We start from the raw sequence: 21632 nt of genomic DNA on the forward strand, positions 1-21632 counted from the left end.
TTAGTTCAATTCATCAGCATAATTTATATGATAACGATAGTTATAGCAACTCATTTAATAGTTCCTTTGATAACAACCGTATTAAATAGCATGTCGTGGTATGTCTGTTTTTTCTTAGAGAAGCAAGCAACTAGATACCAGCAGAGAGTGAGTAGCACTATAATTACTTTCAATGCACTCAAGACATTCACTAATACTTCCTGATCTCGCAAAAATTCAGTAAGGACAACTACTACACTGTTTAACAAAGGAAGAAAAAACTGGGAAGAGCTTCTGTCAAACGCTAAATTCAAGTCTATTTTAGAATTATCTAAATTGATAGTATACATATTCATTAACTGTTGACCGGGAGTTGCTTGGGCCTTTGAAGATATAAAATATGTGAAGTAACTACAATTTACACACATGTATGATAGATGTAAAATCAACGGAGAATCCTCTAATAGCAGTATAATTAATAAAGTTGGAATTAATAAAATTGCTACATCTATTAAATACGCGCAAAAGCGTCTTGTTATACTGGCAATCTCTGTAACAGCGGTCATTACCTATCTTCTAAATACTTTATTACAAAATCTGTAAGTTTATCAAAATGTTGAAAACATAACAAATCTTCATAACCGCTTATTGATTGACCGTATATAATAGGTAAACAATTGGCATTTTGTGCACACAGAACATCTGTGATGCTATCACCAACGAAAAACACATTTTCTCTATTTATAGGCAACGTACTCTCTTCTAATGCAAATAGCAGTGGGGTTGCAGATGGTTTATCTTCTGCAGTATCGGATGACCCAACCACTCTTTCAAAGTAAGAATCTAGTTTAAAATAGGTAACTTCTTCACGTAAATTAGTATTTTTCTTATTACTTACTATTGCTAGATAAACATTGTGGCTTTTCAGTGTCTGCAACATTTCCTCTACTCCTTGATTCAGAGCAATGTTTTGTAATAGCGCATTATCTAAGTATTGTTGATATATGTGATTTGCTTTTTTCCACTGATCGCCAAACAAATTGACCATATAGCTCTTTCTCGACTCATGGGAATTTCTATCAGCAGCTTTATTACTATACCCCATTGAGTTTATGGTATGCTTAATAGCATTAAAAATGTTATCTTGAGTGTCAACTAAGGTATTATCCCAATCGAATACTACTGCTAATGGGCTATCTTTCATTTCTTACATAATTATACATTTTAACTTAATAAGTAAATAGCATTTTAATGAAAAAGATATAAATAGGACGCCCTTGATAAACACTTTTTACCACAAGTTATGTTAACTGTTTTTTATATAATTAGCTAATATACTGGTTATATGATATGTTTTAATAGGTAACAGGTATGGCCCAGACATCTAAAGAAAGTGTTGAAAAAAAGTTTAAAGATGTTTTTGAACGTTCTCCAGGTGCTTTTCCAGAAGGTACCTCATTAGAAGAGAAGGTTAATTATATCGCAAAAGGAACAGAGGCTCTAAAAGCTGTGAAAAGTAAGGAGCTTGAGAACAAAATGAAAAACGTTGCAGAATTGAGTCAGAAATTTGAAAGTCAAAAAGGACGTGCAGATGAAAAAGTACGTCAAGATTTTGAAAGAATTGCTGAGCTTGACCAACAATATAAAGGGAAGGGCATCTTCACAAGTGAAAAAGTTGCAGAGCCAAAAAGTGACAAAAAACTCCAAGACACTCCGAGAAAAACTACAACAGCAGTTAAAGACCTTGAACATAATACACAAAAAAAGACTACTGAAGCTTCTGTGCAAACAGCATCAGAGCACGATTCACAAACCGTTAATCCCTCAGTGAGCAAGAGTTCTATAAAAGAGAAGCTCAACACTGAGCCGGACAAAAAAGATACCACGCCTCAACCACAAGAAAATCAAAAAGAAGAAGGGTTTTTGAGTCTTCTGAAGCGCTTTGTTAAGAAAATATTAGAAAAATTTTTAGGTGAAGGTGAAAAGGATGTAGAGAATGCTCGTGGCATGAAAGAAGATGCTCAAAGAGATACGTCAAATAACGAAGAGCAACAAAAGAGTAAGCAGCTTGATGAAATTTTAAAGGACAAAAGTGTAAGCGAGGGTTTGAAGCAGGCAACAAAGCTTGAGAACCCGGCAATAACGCCTGTTAATACTCCTAAAGTGAATGAAGTAAACACGGGTCGTGAAAGGTGATCCGCTTTCAAGCTTCATTATACCGCCACGAACCGTCATACCGCCGCGGTATCTCATCCGCTAACAAGTAGCGGGATGACGATTGTCAGGGTGTCATCCCAGTGTCCCTATGATGTCATCCCAGTGCCCTGACTACTTGGATCTAGCAAGCTTTGCTTGCAAATAAGTCTAATACGCGTCGCGTTTTATGCCAAAACACAATTGGAGTTACATGCAAAATAGATCCCAGTGTCAGCTACTCGGATGACAAAAAAAGGAGCACTGGGATGACACCATTTGTTGTATTTAACAAAGTTCGTACTTAGCTTCATGTTAGCTATAAACATTAAGAAATTTACCAAGCGAAAAAAAAGGCAAAAGAAGCCCCAGCTAATATCTATTTTAGAACATTGGCGTTTTTTAAGTCTTAAACACTGCAATTTAGCTGCTTTTAAATGCAACTCACCTTAGTTTAAATGTTTAAGAAATTTACTAAGCAGAAAAAAAGGCAAAAGAAACCCCGTGTTAGCTAGTTGTCACTCCCTAATCCTGCAAATTGGCGTACTATACTGTCTTAAACGACTTATAAGCGCGTTTCAGCTTGTGTAGGTAAAAACCTAGAAATATTGTGAAGACATAAGGTGCACATAGTGCAAAAAATTAAAAATAAGACGCCAACTACGTTGTTTTCTTGCTGTTTAATCTGCACAGATGAAGATAACTGAATACCTTCAGTTTCATGATAAGGGGGCTGGCGGAGTTTGTCAAGTAAGTTTTTTCGTTTCTAACGGTTGTTGCCAAAAACTATGCAAGAAGTCTATTGACAGGTGATTAAATTATAATGTAGCCTATCGCCGTATATCCGGGGGTGGGTTGTTGTGAGGCTTTTTCACTTTTTATTCTTGTTAATGTGTTTTTCTCTGTATTACTATGCGGGTTTTATATTTTCGCCCTGCCCAAAAGCTACGGTTTGCTTTTCACCTGGAGAAGATTGTGCTGTACCGATAATCAACGTAATAGATCAGTCTAAAAAATCTATCTTAGTTCAAGAATATACATTTACTCTTGGAACAGTTGCAAAATCTTTGATTAATGCTAAAGAACGCGGTGTTGATGTTAAAGTCATCTTAGATAAATCGCAACTCTACTCAAAATATAGTGTTATAAATGAATTATTTTCAGGTGGAGTACCAATTTGGATCGATGATAAGCCAAAGATTGCTCATAATAAGATAATGATTGTTGACAATCAAAAAGTCATCACAGGGTCATTTAACCTTAGTAAGACAGCTAAAAAAGGAAATGCTAAAAATTTATTAATTATTACAGATTATCCTGAATTGATTCAGCAGTATGTGAAAAACTGGGAGGCACGAATGTCACAATCTTACAAATACGCTCCCAACTAATCGAGAGCGCTTGCTCAAAATCAGTTTTAAAAACAGCAAGGGAGAGCTTTTTTGATTGATTGGCATAATGATTATGATATAATGAACTAAAAATTTAAGGAATAAAGTAATGGATTATATAAATGATGCTGCCGGTAGCTACACTGCTATTCATGATTTTTTTCAAAACAACGGTGTTGGAGATTACAAAGTTCAATGCAATTATGGTGGGGTGCCGTATGCTACTGATGAGTACGTGCATTCTGGCGATAAATTTTGGAGTAATAATTTCATAGACTCACATTTTGGCAGGGAAATAAAAATGTATCCTCAAAGTGAACTTTTAGCTAAAGAATATGCTGGAAATACGTTGCCAGTTTCAATATCACTAGATAAGGATTTAATAAAAATGAAGGAATGTCAGAAAAAAACGAAATTTGTGGAACTAGAAAGGGAATCAGGTGATTTAGTGCATGATAAGCAAAAGTATGTAAAGTGTTACACAACAAAGCTATCATATGATGATGTACATATTTACAATAACGATAAAGTTTCAACATTTAGCATAAAATACGACGTGCCAAATGATCCGAAATACAGTTTAAATATAACATTTACAAAGGTTAATGATAATAAACCAGGATTTTGGCAGAAATTTAAAAATATGTTTTAACGTGACCATTCACTGGTTTTTACTCAATCAACCAACAACAGTTAATATCAAATTTTTATAATTAAAAAATATGCTATTTTTTAAAACTTTCATTCTCCTTGACTCTGTCAACTTCACAAAACAACTCTTGGACCAAATGTATCTGGCATAACACCTTTTGGTAACTTGCTACTTCTTTTTTTCCGCATCTCCGACAACAGCCATTGATATTCCACTACATAAGGCTTGATTTTTGGTAGATCAACTTTTTTATGAATAATACTATGCTTCTCCTTAAATTGACCATTTACCCTAAACGCTATTAGCTTCCTTAAAATTTACATTAATGCCTATTTTGCCTAAACTGAAGCGTCTTTTCCAATTTTTTCTAGCATCAACTCAGCAGCTTTTTGTTCAGCAATCTTTTTACTAGAAGCGCATGCAGAAACTTTACCATAATCTTCTATGCAAACTGATATAGTAAATTCAGGATTGTGCGCTGGTCCAGTTTGTTTTACAAGCTCATACTCTGGTAAAGGCAATTTGTTTTTCTGAGTCCACTCTTGCAGTGAGGTTTTAGGATCTTGAGGGGGGTCAAGCATGCCTTTAGCTAGCTTTTCCCAATATTGGATAATAAATTTTTCAACATTTTCAAGTCCGCCATCAACATAAATTGCACCTATTAGTGCTTCAAGCGAGTTTTCTAAATTTTTTAAGTTACATCTTCCTCCATTGCAGCGTTCACTATTATTCATGATAATGAAGTTGCCTAATTTTATTTCTTTAGCAACATTAGCAATGGTGTTGCCACAAACTAAATCCGTCTTTCTTTTTGCCAATGCTCCTTCTTTTTCTTCAGGAAATAGTTTAAACAGTATGGCAGATACGACCATATTCAAAACACTGTCGCCCAAAAACTCTAGTCTTTCGTAGCTTACGATCTGGTTTTTGCTATTCCTTTTATTTACGCTTGGGTGAGTTAGTGCCTCTTCTAATATTGCATAATTTGTAAATTTATAATCAATGATCTTAGATATTGCATCATTCAAACTCTTCATACCCATTATTTAAAAGAAAAGCACTTTCTACCACCTTTATACCAGAGAATTAGTTTTATTTTATTAAAATAATACCACCAACTTCCAAAATTAATGTATACAACCCACCACCTCACTAATGTTACTAAATCCATCTCTCCTTATTAGTTCTGCAAGTTCTAGATTAATTTTGTTTACAACTTGAGGTCCGTGGTATATGAGAGCAGTGTACAACTGCACCAAAGAAGCTCCCGCCTTTATTTTTTTATATGCATCAGCACCACTTGAGATTCCTCCGCACCCTATCAATAATATTTTGCCCTTAGTAAATTTGTACATATCGCCCAATAACTCGGTTGAAAGTTTAAACAGCGGTTTGCCACTCAACCCACCACTCTCATTATGGTGAGAATGCAGATTATCTCTACTTACCGTAGTGTTGCTTACTGTTAATCCGTCAATCTTATATTCCAACGCAAGCTCAGCGATATTTTCTTTCGTTTGCTGATCTACATCTGGTGAGATTTTTAATATTATTGGTATGGATTTAGAATTATCAATTGATTTTCGGGTTAGAGTTACGGATTTCAACAATTCCGATAATTCTTGCTTATTGTGCAGATTGCGTAAATTAGGCGTGTTTGGGGATGAGATGTTCAGCACTATATAATTGCTCTTTCCATATACTATCTTTATTAAGTCAACATAATTGCTGATTTGGTCCTTTGATGTACTGTTTTTTCCTATGTTGATGCCAAAAATGCAGTCATCAAGCTTGGTTTCATCTATTTGTTTAAGAAAATAGTCTATTCCTTTATTGTTAAATCCCAATCTGTTAATTACCCCTTGATCTTTAATTAACCGAAAAATTCTTGGCTTTTTGTTTCCATATTGTGGATTACGAGTTACAGTACCAGTTTCAATAAACCCAAAACCAAATGAGAGCATAGGCCTTATAACTTCTGCATTCTTGTCAAAACCTGCAGCCAGACCTACGGGGCTTCTGAGCTTATTACCAAAAAAATTCACACTCAAAGATTCTGGTAGCTCTATAGGATTCTTATAAGGTATTTTCTTTAATGCCATAATTGCCAAAGAGTGAGCAACTTCGGGCGGTAGTAAAAATAGTAAATTACGTTTGTAAAACACTTTGCTTATTTTTAGTTTATTTTTTACCATGAAACGCTATAAGAGTATAACCATAACTTGAAAAGAAATTGATTTTACTATGGATAAGCTTTCTCTATAGGTTACACACTTAAAGCTACTGTTGAATTGAGCAACTTTTACAAGATATAGAGAATGAAAGAGGCCGGGACCGGAATTGAACCGGTATAAAAGGATTTGCAGTCCTCCGCATAAGCCATTCTGCCACCCAGCCGTTTTTTATGTGTAGATATCCATTATATCTTTTAGCATAGATAAAGCCTCCTCCCTTTTGCGTTGAAAAGTGTTACGTCCAATGATTGAACCATTACCGCCACCCTGCTTAATTTCTTTCGCTTCATTGTATATGTTATCTACTTCCTTCGATTCACCACCAGAAAAAACTACTATTCTTTTCCCTGCAAAACAAGACCTTTTAACATATTCAATTCTTTTAGATAATGATTCAATATTTTCTGTTTCTATTTTCTCCCTTTCCAAATATTTAGTTGGAAGTTTTACTTTTATTATATTAGCGCCAAGCAAAGCTGCCATGTGCGCAGCATAGGCAATAACATCAACTGCTGTTTCACCTTCTTTGGAAATCCCTTCACCGCGTGGATAAGACCATAGCACTACTGCAAGCCCATAAGATTTGGCTTCAGCTATGATTCCACGGGCTTCCTCCATCATATCGAAACACTTAGCAGAACCAGGATATATAGTAAATCCGACAGCTAAGCATCCCAAACGCAGCGCATCTTTCACAGAAGAGGTTATTGCCTGATCAGAGGTTAGATCCTTTGAATGTAAAGAGTTGGAACTATTAAGTTTCAAAATAAGTGGGAGCATTCCAGCATAAGTTGCAGCACCAGCTTCAATCATACCAAGTGGAGCAGCATATGCACTTACTCCCGAATCAACCGCAAGCTGAAAATGATAATGTGGGTCATAAGCATCAGGGTTAACTTCAAAACTTTTAATTGGACCATGCTCAAATCCTTGATCTACTGGCAGAATCACTAACTTGCCAGTGCCGCCAAGCTTTCCATGCATGAGAATACGAGTAAGATTTGCTTTTACCCCAGGGTTTTCACTTTCGTAGTAGCTTAGGACTTGTTTTACTTTATCACTTATCACTATAATTCAAATTGAATTTAAGTTATAGATTGTAACAAAGATGAAGTTCAATACAAGGATTTTAAACTATATCAAAAGCAATTTTATTTTCTACTTTATTCATATAGATTCTTAATTTCTTTCCTTTTATTAATTTACGATTCAGTATTTCTTCCGCTAAGTAACTTTTTATCTCTTTTTCAATAAGTCTCTCTATCGGACGTGCTCCCATTTCCTTACTATAACCCATTTGTACAAGATAAGATTTCACTTCATCCTCTACTAAGCAGTTTATGCCTTTTTGTGTCAGTTGCTTTTTCAGTTCTAGGACAAATTTATCCACAATATGCAAAATCACATCCGTACTTAAGTCGGAAAAAGAAATAATCGCATCAAGACGATTACGAAATTCAGGGCTAAAAACCTGTTCTATCGCTTTTTCACTATCACCAATGTTAAAATTTTTATGCCCAAAGCCAACAAAACTTTTGCTGCGTTCAACTGCTCCTGCATTAGTTGTCATAATTAAAATTATATTGGAAAAGTTAACTTTACGTCCGTAAGTGTCTGTAACGCAGCCATAATCCATAATTTGTAGCAATATATTATAGATATCGCTATGAGCCTTTTCAATTTCATCAAGCAGCACAACACTATATTGATTGTTAGATACAGACTCTGTGAGTAATCCACCTTGATCATAACCTACATATCCAGGAGGAGAACCAATCATCCTTGATATCGTATGAGATTCAATATATTCGGACATATCAAAGCGTATAAGATTCATGCCCATGCTTTCTGCTAATTGTTTTGCTAGCTCGGTTTTACCAACACCGGTTGGTCCTGCAAAAAGATAATTTGCTAAAGGCTTATTGTAATTTCTCAACCCAGATTTAGCAATTTTAATAGAACTAACAAGAGATTCTATTGCCTGCTCTTGGCCAAAAATCACCTTCTCTAGATTAGCTTTTAAAGACTTTACTTTCTGCAAATCATCAGATTCAGATCCGCAAGGCACATTTGTAATTCTAGTAATGGTATTCTTAATATCTCTACTATTTACAATTTTACCCCTGTTTCTTAGCAATTTACAATATGCCCCTGCCTCATCAATAACATCAACCGCTTTATCAGGTAATATTCGCCCAGTAATATACTTATGCGAAAGTTCAGCCGCAGACCTAATGGCATTCTTTGTATAATATACTCCATGATACCCTTCATAGTAGTGCTTTATACCATCTAGTATCTTTATCGTTTCATTAACAGAAGATTCTTTAACATTAATTTTTTGAAACCTTCTCGCTAGTGCTTTATCTTTTTCAAAACTAGCGCTGTATTCTCTATATGTGGTTGCACCTATACAACGCAGTGTACCTCTTGCAAGCGCAGGTTTGAGTAGGTTACCTGCATCAAGAAAGCTACCACTTGTAGAACCTGCTCCAATGATAGTGTGTATTTCGTCAATAAAAAGGATAGCACCTGGTTTTGCCTCAATCGCTTTTATTATAGATTTTATTCTCTCTTCAAAATCACCTCTATAGCGTGTCCCTGCAAGGAGTGACCCTAAATCCAAAGCATAAATTATACTGGACCTGAGCGCACTTGGAACACTGTTTTCAATGATTTTGAGTACCAAACCCTCAACTATTGTGGTTTTGCCAACACCTGGATCTCCAACATATAAAGGGTTGTTTTTTCTACGCCTCAATAATATTTCTATAGTGCGATTTAATTCATAATCACGACCAATAACATAATCTATTTTTTTGCTTCTTGCATAGTCATTTAAATTTTTACAATAACTTTGTAGAATTTCCTCATCTTTTAGTAGCTCACCTTTATTTACTGTAGTAGGAGCATCATTATTTTTATCAAGTTTTACTTTATGATTAGTGGTGTATTCATCTATATCGTTAGAGTATTTCATGTTAGATATGTGGTAAATCAAATTGGAATCTTTCGCACTTTGTTTCTGCAATAGATCTTCAACGTATAAATCTTGCCCAGACAAAATTTCTACTAGAACACTTGCTCCATTTATTTCTTTTTTCCCCAAGCTATGAGCCCGTATTATTGCTCTGTGTATTATGCATTGAAACATTGAGCTAGGTTTAACTCCACTGATAATCAATTCAGAACTGCTTTGTAAAAACCCTTTTATATTATTATTATAATCATTAGCCTTAATATTGCATCTTGATAGAATGTTATCCATACTGATGATTTCATCGGCTCTGATATTACATCTTGATAAAACGTAATTTACATCCACGTCTTTAGTTAACGCCAGCAATAAATGTTCTACTTTCGCATATTTAAGATTAAAATTAGAAGCAATGAATAGTGCTCTATTCAAACTTGCCTCTAAGTTTTTGGAAATCATCTCCTATTCTCTTTAAAAGTGGGAACTCATATATAATGAATAGCACACAATTATTAAAAAAATTGAAATCCAGCAGTTCGCTGTAGCCAATTTGAATCCCACTCTGGATCTACGTCATAGCACCGCAATATCTCAGCATAGATTCCGCTAATGAGTAGCGGAATGACGAGTTTTACGCTTATCAAATTGTAGGTAAATCCTATTTAATACGCTTTTTCTAGTACTCTGCTTTTCTTCTTAAATGCATTGATCTTTTTTCTACCGTATTTAGTCTTTAACGTACTTGGCCTTTTAAAGACCTTTTTGCTGTTACGTTTTTTAAATTGCACACTACAATCAAAATTTAGCTCTCCTTCTTTGTCTGCCAGTGCAGGCAGTCTTCTCTTATCTTGAGGTGTAACAAAAGACAGCGCATACCCTTCAGCTCCAGCGCGTGCAGTTCTACCTATACGATGAATATAGTCAGCTTGCGATTGTGGTGCATCATAATTGATAACATGTTGAATGTGGGGAATATCAAGGCCGCGAGAAGCAACATCTGTTGCAACCATGATTTGATTACGGCCACGACGAAAAGAATTAATGACCCTTTCGCGCTTGTGCTGCCTTAAATCACCATGAATTGCTAAAGCGCTATAGTCATCTTTGTGCAATCTGTTAGCTAGCTGATCCGCTCCTCGCTTTGTTTTGACAAAGATAATGATTGATCCTTCGCGCTGACATAGTTGTGTAACAAGCTTTTCATATTTTTCTGATTCTGATGCATAAACAATTTCTTGCTTAATTTTTACAGAAGTTGTAGCCTCACAATCAACAGAAATACGTTCTGGTCGATTAAGGTACTTCTCAGCAAGTTTTACTATATCTCCAGGAAGAGTTGCAGAAAACATAAGAGTTTGCCTTATTTTAGGCAAATGCTTCATAATTTCTTCAATCTGAACTCCAAAGCCCATATCAAACATACGATCCGTTTCATCAAGCACAAGAACGCTAACATTGCGAGTAATCAAAGTTTTACGCTCAATATGGTCTATAATACGACCAGGAGTACCTATTACAATTTGTGGTTTTTTCTGAAGCTGATTTAGCTGCCTAAAAATAGGCTCACCACCAATCAACAAAGCGACCCTTAGTGCAGAATTTTGAGATAAGAGTTTTCTTATCTCATTTGTTACCTGATGCGCAAGCTCTCTGGTTGGCACGATGACTAAAGCTGAACCAGTGTTAGGCTCATTCAGCAACTTAGCAACCAACGGAATAGCAAATGCTAAAGTTTTTCCAGTCCCCGTTTGAGCAGATCCGAGAATATCTTTACCTTGTAGCGCTAAGGGAATCGCTTGTATTTGAATCGGAGTTGGGACGAAAAGATTATTTTTATCTAGAGCTTGTCTAAGCGAAGCTGGGAGACCCATCTCATGAAAATTATTCACAATACGTTAATCCTGTTAAAAGACTTCATAATAGATTAATCTTCCAATCTTAAATTTATTGCAGATTTTTTATCTTCTCCGTTTCTACCGCGCTCCTCTTTAACCTCATAACTCACCCTTTCTCCTTTTATTCCCTTCTCTTTATTCTCTCCTTTAAGTGCCTCAGGTCTTATTCCCGAACGTTCCAATGTGCTAATATGTACAAAAACGTCACCCCCTTTACCTTCTGGCTTGATGAAACCATAGCCTTTTTCGGCATTAAACCATTTTACATTACCAAATTCCATTTAAACAACTCCTAAATTATTAACTAACATTACTAATGTGATGAAAAACTTTGAAATTACGATTGAGAATGCTTTAAGCTTAGCTATTGAAACTAAACCTTTATACTCCATAGTCTATTCTTAACATTACATGACAATAATACACAATTGTTGTACTTGATGCAAATAAATTTTTTAATCGTTAAGCGAACCTGCAACCGTCATTTCGCTAACTTTAATCGTTGGTGAATTAAATTGCCCACAAAAAGTTAGATCATCTGCAACGACTAAATTGCTAAACATATCCTTCAAATTGCTAGCAATGGTAATCTCATGTATTGGATACGTTATTTTTCCATTTTCTATAAAAAATCCGGAAGCGCCTTGGCTGTAATCGCCATTGATTAAATTGACACCAAAACCAAATAAATCAGTTACATATATTCCCTCTTTCACTTCCTGAATTAATTCTTCAAACGATACATCACCATTCTCAATGTAGAGGTTACTAGCTGCAGGAATAACTGCAGCATTACTTGCACGAGTTGCACTTCCGGTTGTTTCTGAGTCTAATTTTCTAGCCGAGTATAAGTCTAAAATCCAATTTTGTAATATTCCGTTTTTTACAAATATATTTTTCTTGCTAGTTATCCCTTCTCCATCAAATGGTCTCAATGCTATGCCTCTTGGCAACAATGGATCATCGATAATATTAATTCTATCGTTAAAAATCTGAGCGTTTAAACTACCCCTCAAGAAAGAACTGTTGCTTATAATACTGCTCCCATTTATAGCAGAAGCAAAACTTTTTACTAGCCCTTTTGCTGCTCTTTTTTCAAAAATAACTGGAAATTTACCAGTTTTCATTGTACGTGAATTCAATTGATCAACTGCTCTTTTTGCTGCTTCTTTTCCCATTAACTCTGGCAACTTTAAATCACTAAAATTACATGCTATATCATAATCGTAACCAACCTTCATTTCACTTTCTCTTCCAGCAACAACAGAGACCTGATTAGCAAAGGTTGATTTACTAAACGAGCCAATAAAACCAGAAACAGTCGATAATACTGTATTCACTAAAGCGTATGAAGAAGAGGCTCCTTCAGAATTAGTGATACTCTTATGTGCAAGGGCTGAATTTTCTGCAGCTTCAGCAATTTCTTTTAGGTTATCAACGGTTACAACATTATTATCTGAGATACTTAAATCTGCAGAAGAGATATAATTACTACCATTTACAGCAAAATTAATGCAAGGATCTTCTGGCGCATTCTTTGCCATTTCTACCACTTGGCTTACTGTATCACTCAGATTATTCAAATCGTTTGTAGAAATATACGCAGCTTTGTTTTTACCTGCTATAGCTCTGATTCCTACAGTGCAATTTTTAGATTGTGATATTTGCTCAATTTTTGATAGACGCTGAGAAACTGAAGTCTTATTAGTTTCATATATTATAACTTCCGCATCTTGATTTTGCTTTTTTATTAGTTTAGTAATATCTGCTGCAATATTTAATATATTCATTTTCTATTCCTTAGATTTCTATAAAGATTCTGCACCACCTATAACTTCAATTAAATCAGTCGTAATCGCTGCTTGACGAGAACGATTATAAAGCAATGCTAATTTGTTCAGTATCTCTTTAGTGTTTCTGTTTGCTGATTCCATAGCAACCATTCTAGCACTATTCTCACTCGTTGCACTTTCAAGTAAAGCAGAGTAAAGAGCAATTACAACGTAATCTTGAACCAAAGATTTTAAAATAAATTCAATATTTTGTGGTTCATACTCATAGCCGTAATCTATTGTTGGACCAGCCAGAGAGCTATCAATCAAGGATGAGTCTTTACTCCATGGTTTTATTGTTTCCAACATTGGTTTTTGCGTGAAGGTATTATAGAATTTACTATAAAAAACTTTAACTTTATCGTATTTACTTAAATCTATACCATCAACCAAAGCTTCTACGTGCTTTAACGTGATTCCCTTACTATTTTCAATTTTTAAGATACTTTTAGAGTCAAATCTATTTTTACCTACATCAAAAGCTTTTTTACCAAGAAATACAATATCTACTTTTTTGCCATTTGCGATTGACTTATTTACACGCTCTTGACTAAATTTGACAATAGAAGAGTTAAAGTTGCCGCACAAGCCACGATCAGACGCAACAATGAATACTAGGTAAGAACCGTCGTTACTGACATTTAGAATTTTTGCCAGTAATTCTTGATCAACTGATAGCATTAATGAAGAAATAATGTTATGCAGCTTAGATACATATAATTTTGAATTTAATAACTTCTTTTGGCTTTGTAACAACTTTGCTGCAGAAACCATTTGCATTATTTTCGTGGTTTTCTGTACAGATTTAATATTCTTAATTCTTAAGGATAATTCCTTTAAGCTCTTCATTTTGTATACAACCCTGATTTATTAAAATATATAACTGTTAGTGTCTAAAAGCAAGTTTTTTTGACATTAAGACCAAGTCTAGCTAAGAAACTTGCAGGTTTATTGTTTGGAGATAAGGATTATATTAAGAAAGTGCTCTAACTTCAGCAATATCAATGTGAAAGTAGCCTAAGAGGTTGTCCACAAACCAGTAAATCAAGCATATTCCCTACTTAACATAACTTTACTCATAGCCAGATATATGAAACTTTCAGTAGATGTTGTAAGTAAATCGTACTCCTTTGATAGCCTTCTATTTCTATTGATCCAAGCAAAAGTCCTCTCTACCACCCACCTTCTCGGCTGTACTGAAAATCCAGGATCCCGTTGGGCTTTGTTGCATCGCTAGCTATGATGGATTAAAGATAAAAAAGATGGAGAATATCAGTAGCTTATTATTCTGGTATTTATAACAAGAACGGTCAGTGAATACCTAAATTTGAGTAAAAGAAATTTCACTACCACTCACTAATCCGGCTAAAATTCAAGAATTTCAATGCTTTAGCTATTTTCAATAGAATTAAATTTATTAATGTAAATAATAAATTACTATTCTTAAATTTGATCAGATTGATTGCAAAAAAACAAGATTTTCAATAGGTTACTTATAATCCTAACTATAGTTAGCCTTTCATAAGTAGCGATGCAACAAAGCCATCCCGTTGTGGCAATAGTTCTAGTGGTGTATCTTTATGCACCCAAAACCTACATGGAGGCCTTTTGACAATTTCAATATCTATCCCATATTCTCTCTTTACGTAATCCTTTAAATCTTTTCCTTGGTATCCCATATCAGCCCACATTTTCTTAATATTGCTGTATTTTTCCTTCATATTGTCCAATGCCATCTTCACCCCATCTCTGTCATTTTCGCTTGCAGCTCCTACATAGCAACCAAGCACAAATCCTTGAGTATCTGTGATTATATGTCTTTTTCTCCCCTTTACCTTTTTCGCACCATCATAACCTTTGACCCACCTTTTTCCGTGGTTTTTACCGATTGACTGTCCACTATGCATGCGCTCGGCTTCCCATTTTTGACCTACTATATTTAGTGATATCATAGTTCATTTTCTCAAAAATTCCCTGCTTTTTCCATCTTCTAAACTGTTCATGCACAGCCTTCCACGGCGGAAAATCGTGTGGTAAATAGCGCCATTGACATCCTGTGCGCAGTATATAAAGAATTGCATCTACTATCTCACACTTACTGTATTTTGGTGGCCTTCCTCCTTTCTTGTACGATACTCTGAAGTGTTTTTCTATTCTTGCCCATTCCCTTTTACTTAAATCTGTTGGATATTTTTTCCTCATCTCTTACCTCAATATTCTTTCTTTATATACTACGTATTCCTTGGTTTGTGGACAACCTCTAATGGTAATTTCTACACTTTGTGGAATTTTATAATATATAATAAACACAATTAAAACTATTACAACTTGAACACTTATGATCCCATTGTTCTAGTTCCCTGTTACAATTTTTACACTTCCAGCCTGGATCAGGCAAAGCTTCTGAGCCCATCTTGTTTAGCCAATAAATTACCTTGTCGTGTTCTTGCAATGTAACCTTGAGTTGTATTACAATAAAGTAGATTGACATGTAATTAGCTTTTTTCATAGCAGTGTCTAAATATTGACTTGCAAGATCATATTTACCTGAACTCATTGAGGACAAAGCAAGTAAACAGTAACTAAAATAATAATCAGGGCGTAAGTTGTATAGTCTTTCAGCACCTTTACTATTTAAATTGATGTACATTTTAGCTGACTGAGGAGTAGGATTTACTGTATACTCTGCCTCTAGCACTGCAGAAGCTTTTCTGATTTTTCCAAGTTTAATATATAATTCTGCCTTTAAATAATTGATGGGCTGAAAAATTGCACTATAACGTTGTGCTCTAAATAAAGACTTTATAGCCTCCTTAAAATTTCCTTTACTTTCATATTGCTTTGCTAAAGCGCAATAAAACACTGCAAACATTTCTTTATGATCAAAGGGGAGAAAAATATTGGACTTAACTGCTTCCTTCAACCTCAAAATTGCATTAATCCAATCTTCTTTCAATATGCCATGCTCTATTTGAAAGGGAATAGATAGCATTTTATCGTTAATTGAACTAGAGCAATATTCTATAAATTTTTGAAAGACTACTTTTTCTTGTTTGAGGTGGACAATCAGCTTATTGGCTAGAAGTAGAGCTAAGTTACGATTTTTATTTGCAATATTTGTTAAACCGTTACTGAAAAAGCTGTAATTTCCCGTCTTACCTGAGTTAAAGAGCTTTATTAAAGACAACCTATCGCTCTCCTCACTCAGACTTTTAACTAGCTTTTGGGCATTCTCTATATTGTCTAAGTCTATGCTAAAGAAAGCTTCAAAGAGAAGCAATTCTTCCCTATCCCTTCTTCTATTTCTTATGTTGGCAAATGTTGATGAAATGGAGGAAAAAAAGCGTACAAGTGTAATTAATAAAAATAATAAAACTACACAAGTAAAAATAATGAAATATAGATCAATACTTATAGTGTAATTGCCTAATTCCAATTTTATTACTTCACCACTTACCTTGACCCATATACCAAATAAAAACGAAAAAGCGAAAATTATAAAATAAATCATGAGATATATTGTAATAAGTGATGATATATTGTTGAAATATTCTTAGAAGCTACAATAAAACCATTCAATTTATTCAGCCATGGCTTGAATTCTGAATGCGTTAAATTGCTTACTGTAACAGTTATATTTTGCCAATCATTATCATTTATTGACTCCTCAATTTCTGCGAATTTTACTCTTAATGGATCATTTCGGTCGTCTACCTTTATCCAGTTTGAAATGATTTTTTTAGACAATGTACTTTTGTTGTAATCGATAGTATCAATAGTTTTTTCAAAAGATAACTTCAATTCGTGTAAGGTATTTATCTCTTTCAAATTTTCTAATTCATCTACTGCATTTTCTATCTCTGGATCGTCAAGCTCTGATATCAAAGGCTTTATTGAATTTATATGGTTATCAAATTTTGCTTCTCGCAATAACGAATTCTTCATTTTAACCACAAGTAATAGCAATTTTGCAAGGTTCTTACATCTTGAGTTATTATCACCTTGCTCACATTGAGTATGCTGACTTCTCTTGAGGTCAAATATCTTTTTTTCTATTCTAGATTGATTAACTTCAAGCAACATTCTAAATTCATCCATGTTTTCCGTTAAAGCTTTCACATTGTTTTCACTCTCTTGCTGATTTATTTTTAAAAAGATTATGTTATTTATTGTGATGTAACCGGTAAATAACAATACAATTAAGAACCAACCTATGTACTTTTGCTGAGTATCATTCATAACGTAGTATCTCCGCAGGATCTTGTGCAGCTGCCTGCAATGCAGGAGCAATTGTCGCTAAAAATGATAAGAATAATGCAAGTGCAGAAATGTTCACTACATCTTGAGGAACTAATATCATTGGCAAACTTGAAAAAAAGTATATCATAGGATCAAACAGCTTGACGTTAGTAATGTTTTCTAAAAACACTCTAATGCTTTCGATATTGAGAGAAAAAACGACACCTATAATACAGCCAAGACAAGTTCCCGTAAAACCGATTAATAGACCACAAGCGCAAAATATACGCATAATGCTTCCACTTGTTGCACCAAATGTACGCATAATTGCAATCGCGGATTTCTTTTCTTGCACTATCATCATTAAATTTGAGATAATATTAAACGCTGCTACAACTATAATCAAAGTGAGAATTAAAAACATCACATTTCTTTCAGTTTTTAAAGCACTAAAATAATGGCTTTGCTGTGATTGCCAACTTTCAGCTTCCATTCCTATTTCTTTTTCTATAGCATCTGCCAGCTTATCAGCTCTAGTAACGTCGTCTACAAGTACTTCTATATTTTTTATGCTATTTTTATAATTAAAAAAGGCTTGTGCTGATTTTAGAGGCATATATATCAAGGTATTATCATACTCAAACATACCCATATCAAATATTGCTATAACTTTATATTTTTTCATTCGCGGCATTTCACCAAGTAATGCATCAAATTCTTCAGATGATATAAACGTAATTTCGTCGCCATAGTCAATGTTCAAAACTTCTGCTAAGCGTGCTCCTATTATTATCCCTTCATCAAATTTTTTTACATCACCTATAATTACATTATTTGTAACGGCAGTACTATCAAGCAAATCTTTAGTTGACACACCTCGCACTACGCTACCTGCAATTTTACCATTTGCTACAATAATAACTTGATCATTGGTCATAGGAGTAGCTTTTAATATACCAGGAATTCTCTCAATAGATTTTGAAACTGCGTAGTAATCTGAATTTATGTTCCTATCAAAATAAACGTTAATATGGCCATCAATGCCAAGTATTGAGTCAAGCAACTTTGCTCTGAATCCGTTCATCACAGACATCACCACTATTAGTGTTGCAACTCCAAGGGCAATGCCGATAATAGAGAACAAAGTCATTATAGAGCAAAATCTGGCATTTCTTGCTCGCAAATAGCAAGCAGCCATAGTAATTTCAAAGGCAATGGACATTACAAAATATTTTGAGGTTAGACATTATATTTTTGAAACTTCGTATAATTGTAGACTTTTCTTTATTTAAAAACTAGAGATTTTTGCTTCCTTAAATTTAGCAGACTTATAGAGTATCTTTAACATTAGAATTTCAAAATCTTCCATATACATCATCCAACCTCACTATATTATTATCAGATAAATGCTCTCCTATCTGAAATTCAACTATTTCAAGTGGAGAGCTTGTGCTTTTATAACATAGAAAAAATCAAGAATATTATTGGGTTTATTCAATAAGTTATAATTCTTTCCTTCCATAATTTTCAAATTGTACAACTAGTTGCTTTACATTTACATCTGTGAGAAGAGCATTTTTGCTAACATGAGGTCTCGGATCAGATTTTGCTGATAAGGGATTCATCTGAGATATTTCATCCCTCATTGGAAATAAGCGAGATTGGGAAGCAACTTTTGGTGATGGCCTAGTTTTTTTCTCCACATCTATATTCACTTGTGCAACAGGAGGGGTCCTGCTTTCAATAGTTTGCGCATTAGGACTTTCTTTTGCTTGATTTTGTTTGAATTTTTTTCTTATCTCTTGTACTTTAATATCGATATTATAATTAATTTCTTTTTCCATAGAAGATACTACCATTTCTAGCTTTGTGCTTGATTTTTGATCAGTATGACCTAACTTTTTAAGTTTTAGTGGTAATTCAGGTTTATCTTTAGTTGATTTAGGAACAGTTCCTACTACTTTTGGTTTTTGTCTAACTTCTTGACCAGCAGTAAACATTTTTTTTGGCAATGGGGGTGCTATTGATGGTTTTGGCAATATTGGAGGTTTAGATTGTTGTTTTTGTTTAAGTTCTCTTTTTGCTTCCATATGTTCTTTAGGAACTGTTACATAAATTAGCTCTTCTCTAGGCGATTTTGAACTTTGTGAATTTTCTGTTAAAATTTTACTCTTCTTCTCTTGATAATTTGATATCTCTTTGTATCCAGGCTTTTCATCTAATGAATTTCCATGGCCTGAATCATTATAATTAACTTCTACTTGTCTATCTTCTTTTAGAAAACTGCGTTCTGGCTTTTCTGGAGCTATTGCAATATTTCCTCTTTCAACTTGCTCCAAACCTGAAATTTTACGATAAGCCTCTAGATATTCAAAGATTGTCATTGAAGTAGGAGGAGGTAATTTATCAATAAAACTACTTATATTCTTAACTGGAACATTTCTTCCCGAGATTCTATTCAATATTTCCTTTAATATCTTAAGACCTGATGGCTTTCCATTCATCGATTTTACATAATCAATTGAGTCACTACGTATAACAAACTTAGCTACATCTTCTGCCTTATCTGTAAAACGCTTTAATGCCTGAGATAAATCCCTTACCGTTTTATTATAATGTCTAATAGTTACTAACTCATCTCTTGCTTTTATAGCTTCTTTAAGGAAACCGAGATTTTCTCTATAATTGTCACTTTTAAATGGATCCTTCATATTAATTACAACTCATTATTTATTAAAATATGGGTATAGGTTTAAAATATTAAGATTTAGTAAATATTATTTTTTACATAAAGCAGCTATACCCATATTATAAATTGCCAACAAATGCATTTATGGCGTTACCATATTCTTCCATATACATCATCCAATCTCACTATATCATTATCAGATAAATGCTCTCCTATCTGAAATTCAACTATTTCAAGTGGAAAGCTTGTGCTTCTATTTTCAATCCTATGGGAAACTTCCCTTGGGATTTCTATCATATGGTCCTTTGCTATAGCATATTCTTTGTCTTCTAAACTAACATATCCAACTCCTGATAGCACTATATGGTATTCATCTCTATAGTGATGGAATTGCTTAGAAGTGCAGCTTAATGGATTGATAAAAAGATATTTTATAAGAAAATTTTCGCTCATTAAAATTATACTACAAAATCCCCATGGTTTAACTTCTTTCCTTATCACCTTTACTTTCTTAACTTTATGAATAAATGAAATTAGACTTTTGTTTGGTTGCTTACAAGCTCCACTCAATAAATTTTTATTACTTTCTGTCGTTGAAACTGGTTCTTTTTCTCTAATCACATGCTGAAATGATGCCGGTTCTTTACTAAACTTCTCACTCAATTCTAAAACTGAATTCCAAGTTCCAACATCCAACCAATCGAAATTAGCTTCTATCATTGCAACGTTTTTTGCTTTCTCCATCACCAAGTAATCAATGGATATGCCTTCAATTCCTGCAAAATCTCGTTGTTTTAAATACAGAAATCTCTCTTGCGGTGTGAAATATTTAAAACATAAATTGTAAAGATTCGGGGCAGATTTTTTAATCTCATCTATGTAGCGTTTTGCTCTAAACACAAATATTCCAGAGTTCCAATAATGATCGTTACTTAACTTACGCTCGGGCTTTTCTGTAAAATCTTTCACTATATGACATTTTTCTTTCTGATCATATACTGCATTTATATAGCCGTATTCAGAATTGAATTCATGAGGCTTAACCCCAAAAGTGACTATAGAGTTAGTTTCAGAGGCTAACTTAGACGCTTTTTGAGTAGAAGCATAAAAACTATTCAAATCACCTATAAAATGGTCTGAAGGCAGAATTAACATTGTCTCGTTTTCATTGCAGAGAAGTGCAGCAATTAATATTGCCGCTGCTGTTCCAATTTTCACTGGTTCGAAAATCACTTTATATTCTTGCAGTGCATGCAATTCCTCCATCACTAATGACTCGTACTGTATATTTGTAGCAATTATGGGCGGCATATAATCGCTTTTTAGCCTCAACAAAGTGTTGTGAAACATAGTGTTCTGACTAGATATTTTCTGAAATTGCTTTGGCTTAGATAAAGGCCAAAGTCTGCTACCACTACCACCACACAATATTACAGGGCGCATTTAGTTAAGATATTAATTAAATAATTAATATCTTATACTGAGGGCAAAATACATGCAAGTTTTTGTTGTGGAATAGTTAATAAAGAAAGTAAATGTTGATTTAAAGTA

General features: G+C 34.1%; 18 protein-coding genes, 1 tRNA gene and 2 pseudogenes. 3 read left to right on the top strand and 18 right to left on the bottom strand.

From position 1 onward, the window contains the following. Window positions 1-50: 50 nt before the first annotated feature. Window positions 51-545 (bottom strand): RDD family protein, encoded by a 495-nt coding sequence (locus OPR28_RS03510; RefSeq protein ID WP_077188432.1) that lies wholly within the window; start codon window positions 543-545, stop codon window positions 51-53. Next, window positions 545-1183 (bottom strand): HAD family hydrolase, encoded by a 639-nt coding sequence (locus OPR28_RS03515; RefSeq protein ID WP_253303003.1) that lies wholly within the window; start codon window positions 1181-1183, stop codon window positions 545-547. Before OPR28_RS03515 ends, OPR28_RS03510 begins: the two co-directional genes overlap by 1 nt. Window positions 1184-1350: 167 nt before the next feature. On the opposite strand from OPR28_RS03515, the gene OPR28_RS03520 reads away from it, so the two are divergent. The 3 genes from OPR28_RS03520 to OPR28_RS03530 all read left to right on the top strand — a co-directional run bounded on the left by OPR28_RS03520 (window position 1351) and on the right by OPR28_RS03530 (window position 4215). After that, entirely contained in the window at window positions 1351-2175 is an 825-nt protein-coding gene (locus OPR28_RS03520) for a hypothetical protein (protein ID WP_265023516.1), read from the top strand. A gap of 857 nt (window positions 2176-3032) precedes the next feature. After that, window positions 3033-3563 (top strand): phospholipase D family nuclease, encoded by a 531-nt coding sequence (locus tag OPR28_RS03525; protein WP_265023517.1) that lies wholly within the window; start codon window positions 3033-3035, stop codon window positions 3561-3563. Window positions 3564-3672: 109 nt separating this feature from the next. After that, entirely contained in the window at window positions 3673-4215 is a 543-nt protein-coding gene (locus OPR28_RS03530; protein ID WP_006279913.1) for a hypothetical protein, read from the top strand. A 338-nt stretch (window positions 4216-4553) separates the two neighbouring features. On the opposite strand, the gene rnc is transcribed toward OPR28_RS03530, so the two are convergent. From rnc to OPR28_RS03615, 16 genes and pseudogenes are all read right to left on the bottom strand, one after another. Further along, a complete protein-coding gene (rnc, locus tag OPR28_RS03540) occupies window positions 4554-5252 on the bottom strand; it encodes a ribonuclease III (protein ID WP_253303709.1) in 699 nt (232 codons plus the stop codon). 90 nt (window positions 5253-5342) lie between these two features. Further along, entirely contained in the window at window positions 5343-6410 is a 1068-nt protein-coding gene (locus OPR28_RS03545) for a quinone-dependent dihydroorotate dehydrogenase (RefSeq protein ID WP_265023518.1), read from the bottom strand. A gap of 130 nt (window positions 6411-6540) precedes the next feature. Then, window positions 6541-6612 (bottom strand) — tRNA-Cys (locus tag OPR28_RS03550). Window positions 6613-6617: 5 nt separating this feature from the next. After that, window positions 6618-7514 carry a class I fructose-bisphosphate aldolase gene (locus OPR28_RS03555; RefSeq protein WP_038228077.1) on the bottom strand — a complete coding sequence of 299 codons (897 nt, stop codon included), beginning with the start codon at window positions 7512-7514 and terminating at the stop codon, window positions 6618-6620. 64 nt (window positions 7515-7578) lie between these two features. Then, a complete protein-coding gene (locus OPR28_RS03560) occupies window positions 7579-9885 on the bottom strand; it encodes an AAA family ATPase (protein ID WP_265023519.1) in 2307 nt (768 codons plus the stop codon). Window positions 9886-10088: 203 nt separating this feature from the next. Then, on the bottom strand, window positions 10089-11315 hold the full coding sequence (locus tag OPR28_RS03565; RefSeq protein WP_010963123.1) for a DEAD/DEAH box helicase: 1227 nt from the start codon (window positions 11313-11315) through the stop codon (window positions 10089-10091). 35 nt (window positions 11316-11350) lie between these two features. Next, window positions 11351-11602: a cold-shock protein gene (locus OPR28_RS03570; protein ID WP_006279919.1), complete on the bottom strand. Its 252-nt coding sequence runs from the start codon at window positions 11600-11602 to the stop codon at window positions 11351-11353. 174 nt (window positions 11603-11776) lie between these two features. Then, window positions 11777-13111, bottom strand: coding sequence for a TldD/PmbA family protein (locus OPR28_RS03575; RefSeq protein WP_265023520.1), 1335 nt, complete (start codon window positions 13109-13111; stop codon window positions 11777-11779). Between the two features lie 18 nt (window positions 13112-13129). Next, window positions 13130-14002, bottom strand: a complete 873-nt coding sequence (gene atpG, locus OPR28_RS03580) for an ATP synthase F1 subunit gamma (RefSeq protein ID WP_265023521.1) — start codon at window positions 14000-14002, stop codon at window positions 13130-13132. A gap of 195 nt (window positions 14003-14197) precedes the next feature. Beyond that, window positions 14198-14347, bottom strand: a pseudogene (locus OPR28_RS03585) (transposase); the annotation flags it as partial. A 350-nt stretch (window positions 14348-14697) separates the two neighbouring features. Next, window positions 14698-15355 (bottom strand): annotated as a pseudogene (locus OPR28_RS03590) (IS5 family transposase); the annotation flags it as partial. A gap of 88 nt (window positions 15356-15443) precedes the next feature. Next, window positions 15444-16664, bottom strand: coding sequence for a hypothetical protein (locus OPR28_RS03595; RefSeq protein WP_006279922.1), 1221 nt, complete (start codon window positions 16662-16664; stop codon window positions 15444-15446). Beyond that, window positions 16661-17392, bottom strand: coding sequence for a hypothetical protein (locus tag OPR28_RS03600; RefSeq protein ID WP_038250643.1), 732 nt, complete (start codon window positions 17390-17392; stop codon window positions 16661-16663). Before OPR28_RS03600 ends, OPR28_RS03595 begins: the two co-directional genes overlap by 4 nt. Next, on the bottom strand, window positions 17385-18614 hold the full coding sequence (locus OPR28_RS03605; RefSeq protein ID WP_006279924.1) for a lipoprotein-releasing ABC transporter permease subunit: 1230 nt from the start codon (window positions 18612-18614) through the stop codon (window positions 17385-17387). Before OPR28_RS03605 ends, OPR28_RS03600 begins: the two co-directional genes overlap by 8 nt. 280 nt (window positions 18615-18894) lie before the next feature. Continuing rightward, window positions 18895-20103, bottom strand: coding sequence for a hypothetical protein (locus OPR28_RS03610; RefSeq protein WP_070357004.1), 1209 nt, complete (start codon window positions 20101-20103; stop codon window positions 18895-18897). 128 nt (window positions 20104-20231) lie between these two features. Continuing rightward, the gene (locus tag OPR28_RS03615; protein WP_265023522.1) at window positions 20232-21524 is read right to left on the bottom strand and encodes a sugar phosphate nucleotidyltransferase; all 1293 of its coding nucleotides are present in this window, start codon (window positions 21522-21524) and stop codon (window positions 20232-20234) included. Window positions 21525-21632: the final 108 nt, after the last annotated feature.

The organism is Wolbachia endosymbiont (group A) of Epistrophe grossularia (genome assembly GCF_947251435.1).
Taxonomy (GTDB): domain Bacteria; phylum Pseudomonadota; class Alphaproteobacteria; order Rickettsiales; family Anaplasmataceae; genus Wolbachia; species Wolbachia pipientis.

Coding starts and splice junctions, on each gene's coding strand:
- OPR28_RS03575 (WP_265023520.1), bottom strand. CDS start 13,111: ATGAATATATTAAATATTGCAGCAGATATTACTAAACTAATAAAAAAG.
- OPR28_RS03570 (WP_006279919.1), bottom strand. CDS start 11,602: ATGGAATTTGGTAATGTAAAATGGTTTAATGCCGAAAAAGGCTATGGT.
- OPR28_RS03615 (WP_265023522.1), bottom strand. CDS start 21,524: ATGCGCCCTGTAATATTGTGTGGTGGTAGTGGTAGCAGACTTTGGCCT.
- OPR28_RS03560 (WP_265023519.1), bottom strand. CDS start 9,885: ATGATTTCCAAAAACTTAGAGGCAAGTTTGAATAGAGCACTATTCATT.
- rnc (WP_253303709.1), bottom strand. CDS start 5,252: ATGAAGAGTTTGAATGATGCAATATCTAAGATCATTGATTATAAATTT.
- atpG (WP_265023521.1), bottom strand. CDS start 14,002: ATGAAGAGCTTAAAGGAATTATCCTTAAGAATTAAGAATATTAAATCT.
- OPR28_RS03510 (WP_077188432.1), bottom strand. CDS start 545: ATGACCGCTGTTACAGAGATTGCCAGTATAACAAGACGCTTTTGCGCG.
- OPR28_RS03520 (WP_265023516.1), top strand. CDS start 1,351: ATGGCCCAGACATCTAAAGAAAGTGTTGAAAAAAAGTTTAAAGATGTT.
- OPR28_RS03530 (WP_006279913.1), top strand. CDS start 3,673: ATGGATTATATAAATGATGCTGCCGGTAGCTACACTGCTATTCATGAT.
- OPR28_RS03545 (WP_265023518.1), bottom strand. CDS start 6,410: ATGGTAAAAAATAAACTAAAAATAAGCAAAGTGTTTTACAAACGTAAT.
- OPR28_RS03610 (WP_070357004.1), bottom strand. CDS start 20,103: ATGAAGGATCCATTTAAAAGTGACAATTATAGAGAAAATCTCGGTTTC.
- OPR28_RS03605 (WP_006279924.1), bottom strand. CDS start 18,614: ATGTCCATTGCCTTTGAAATTACTATGGCTGCTTGCTATTTGCGAGCA.
- OPR28_RS03600 (WP_038250643.1), bottom strand. CDS start 17,392: ATGAATGATACTCAGCAAAAGTACATAGGTTGGTTCTTAATTGTATTG.
- OPR28_RS03515 (WP_253303003.1), bottom strand. CDS start 1,183: ATGAAAGATAGCCCATTAGCAGTAGTATTCGATTGGGATAATACCTTA.
- OPR28_RS03595 (WP_006279922.1), bottom strand. CDS start 16,664: ATGATTTATTTTATAATTTTCGCTTTTTCGTTTTTATTTGGTATATGG.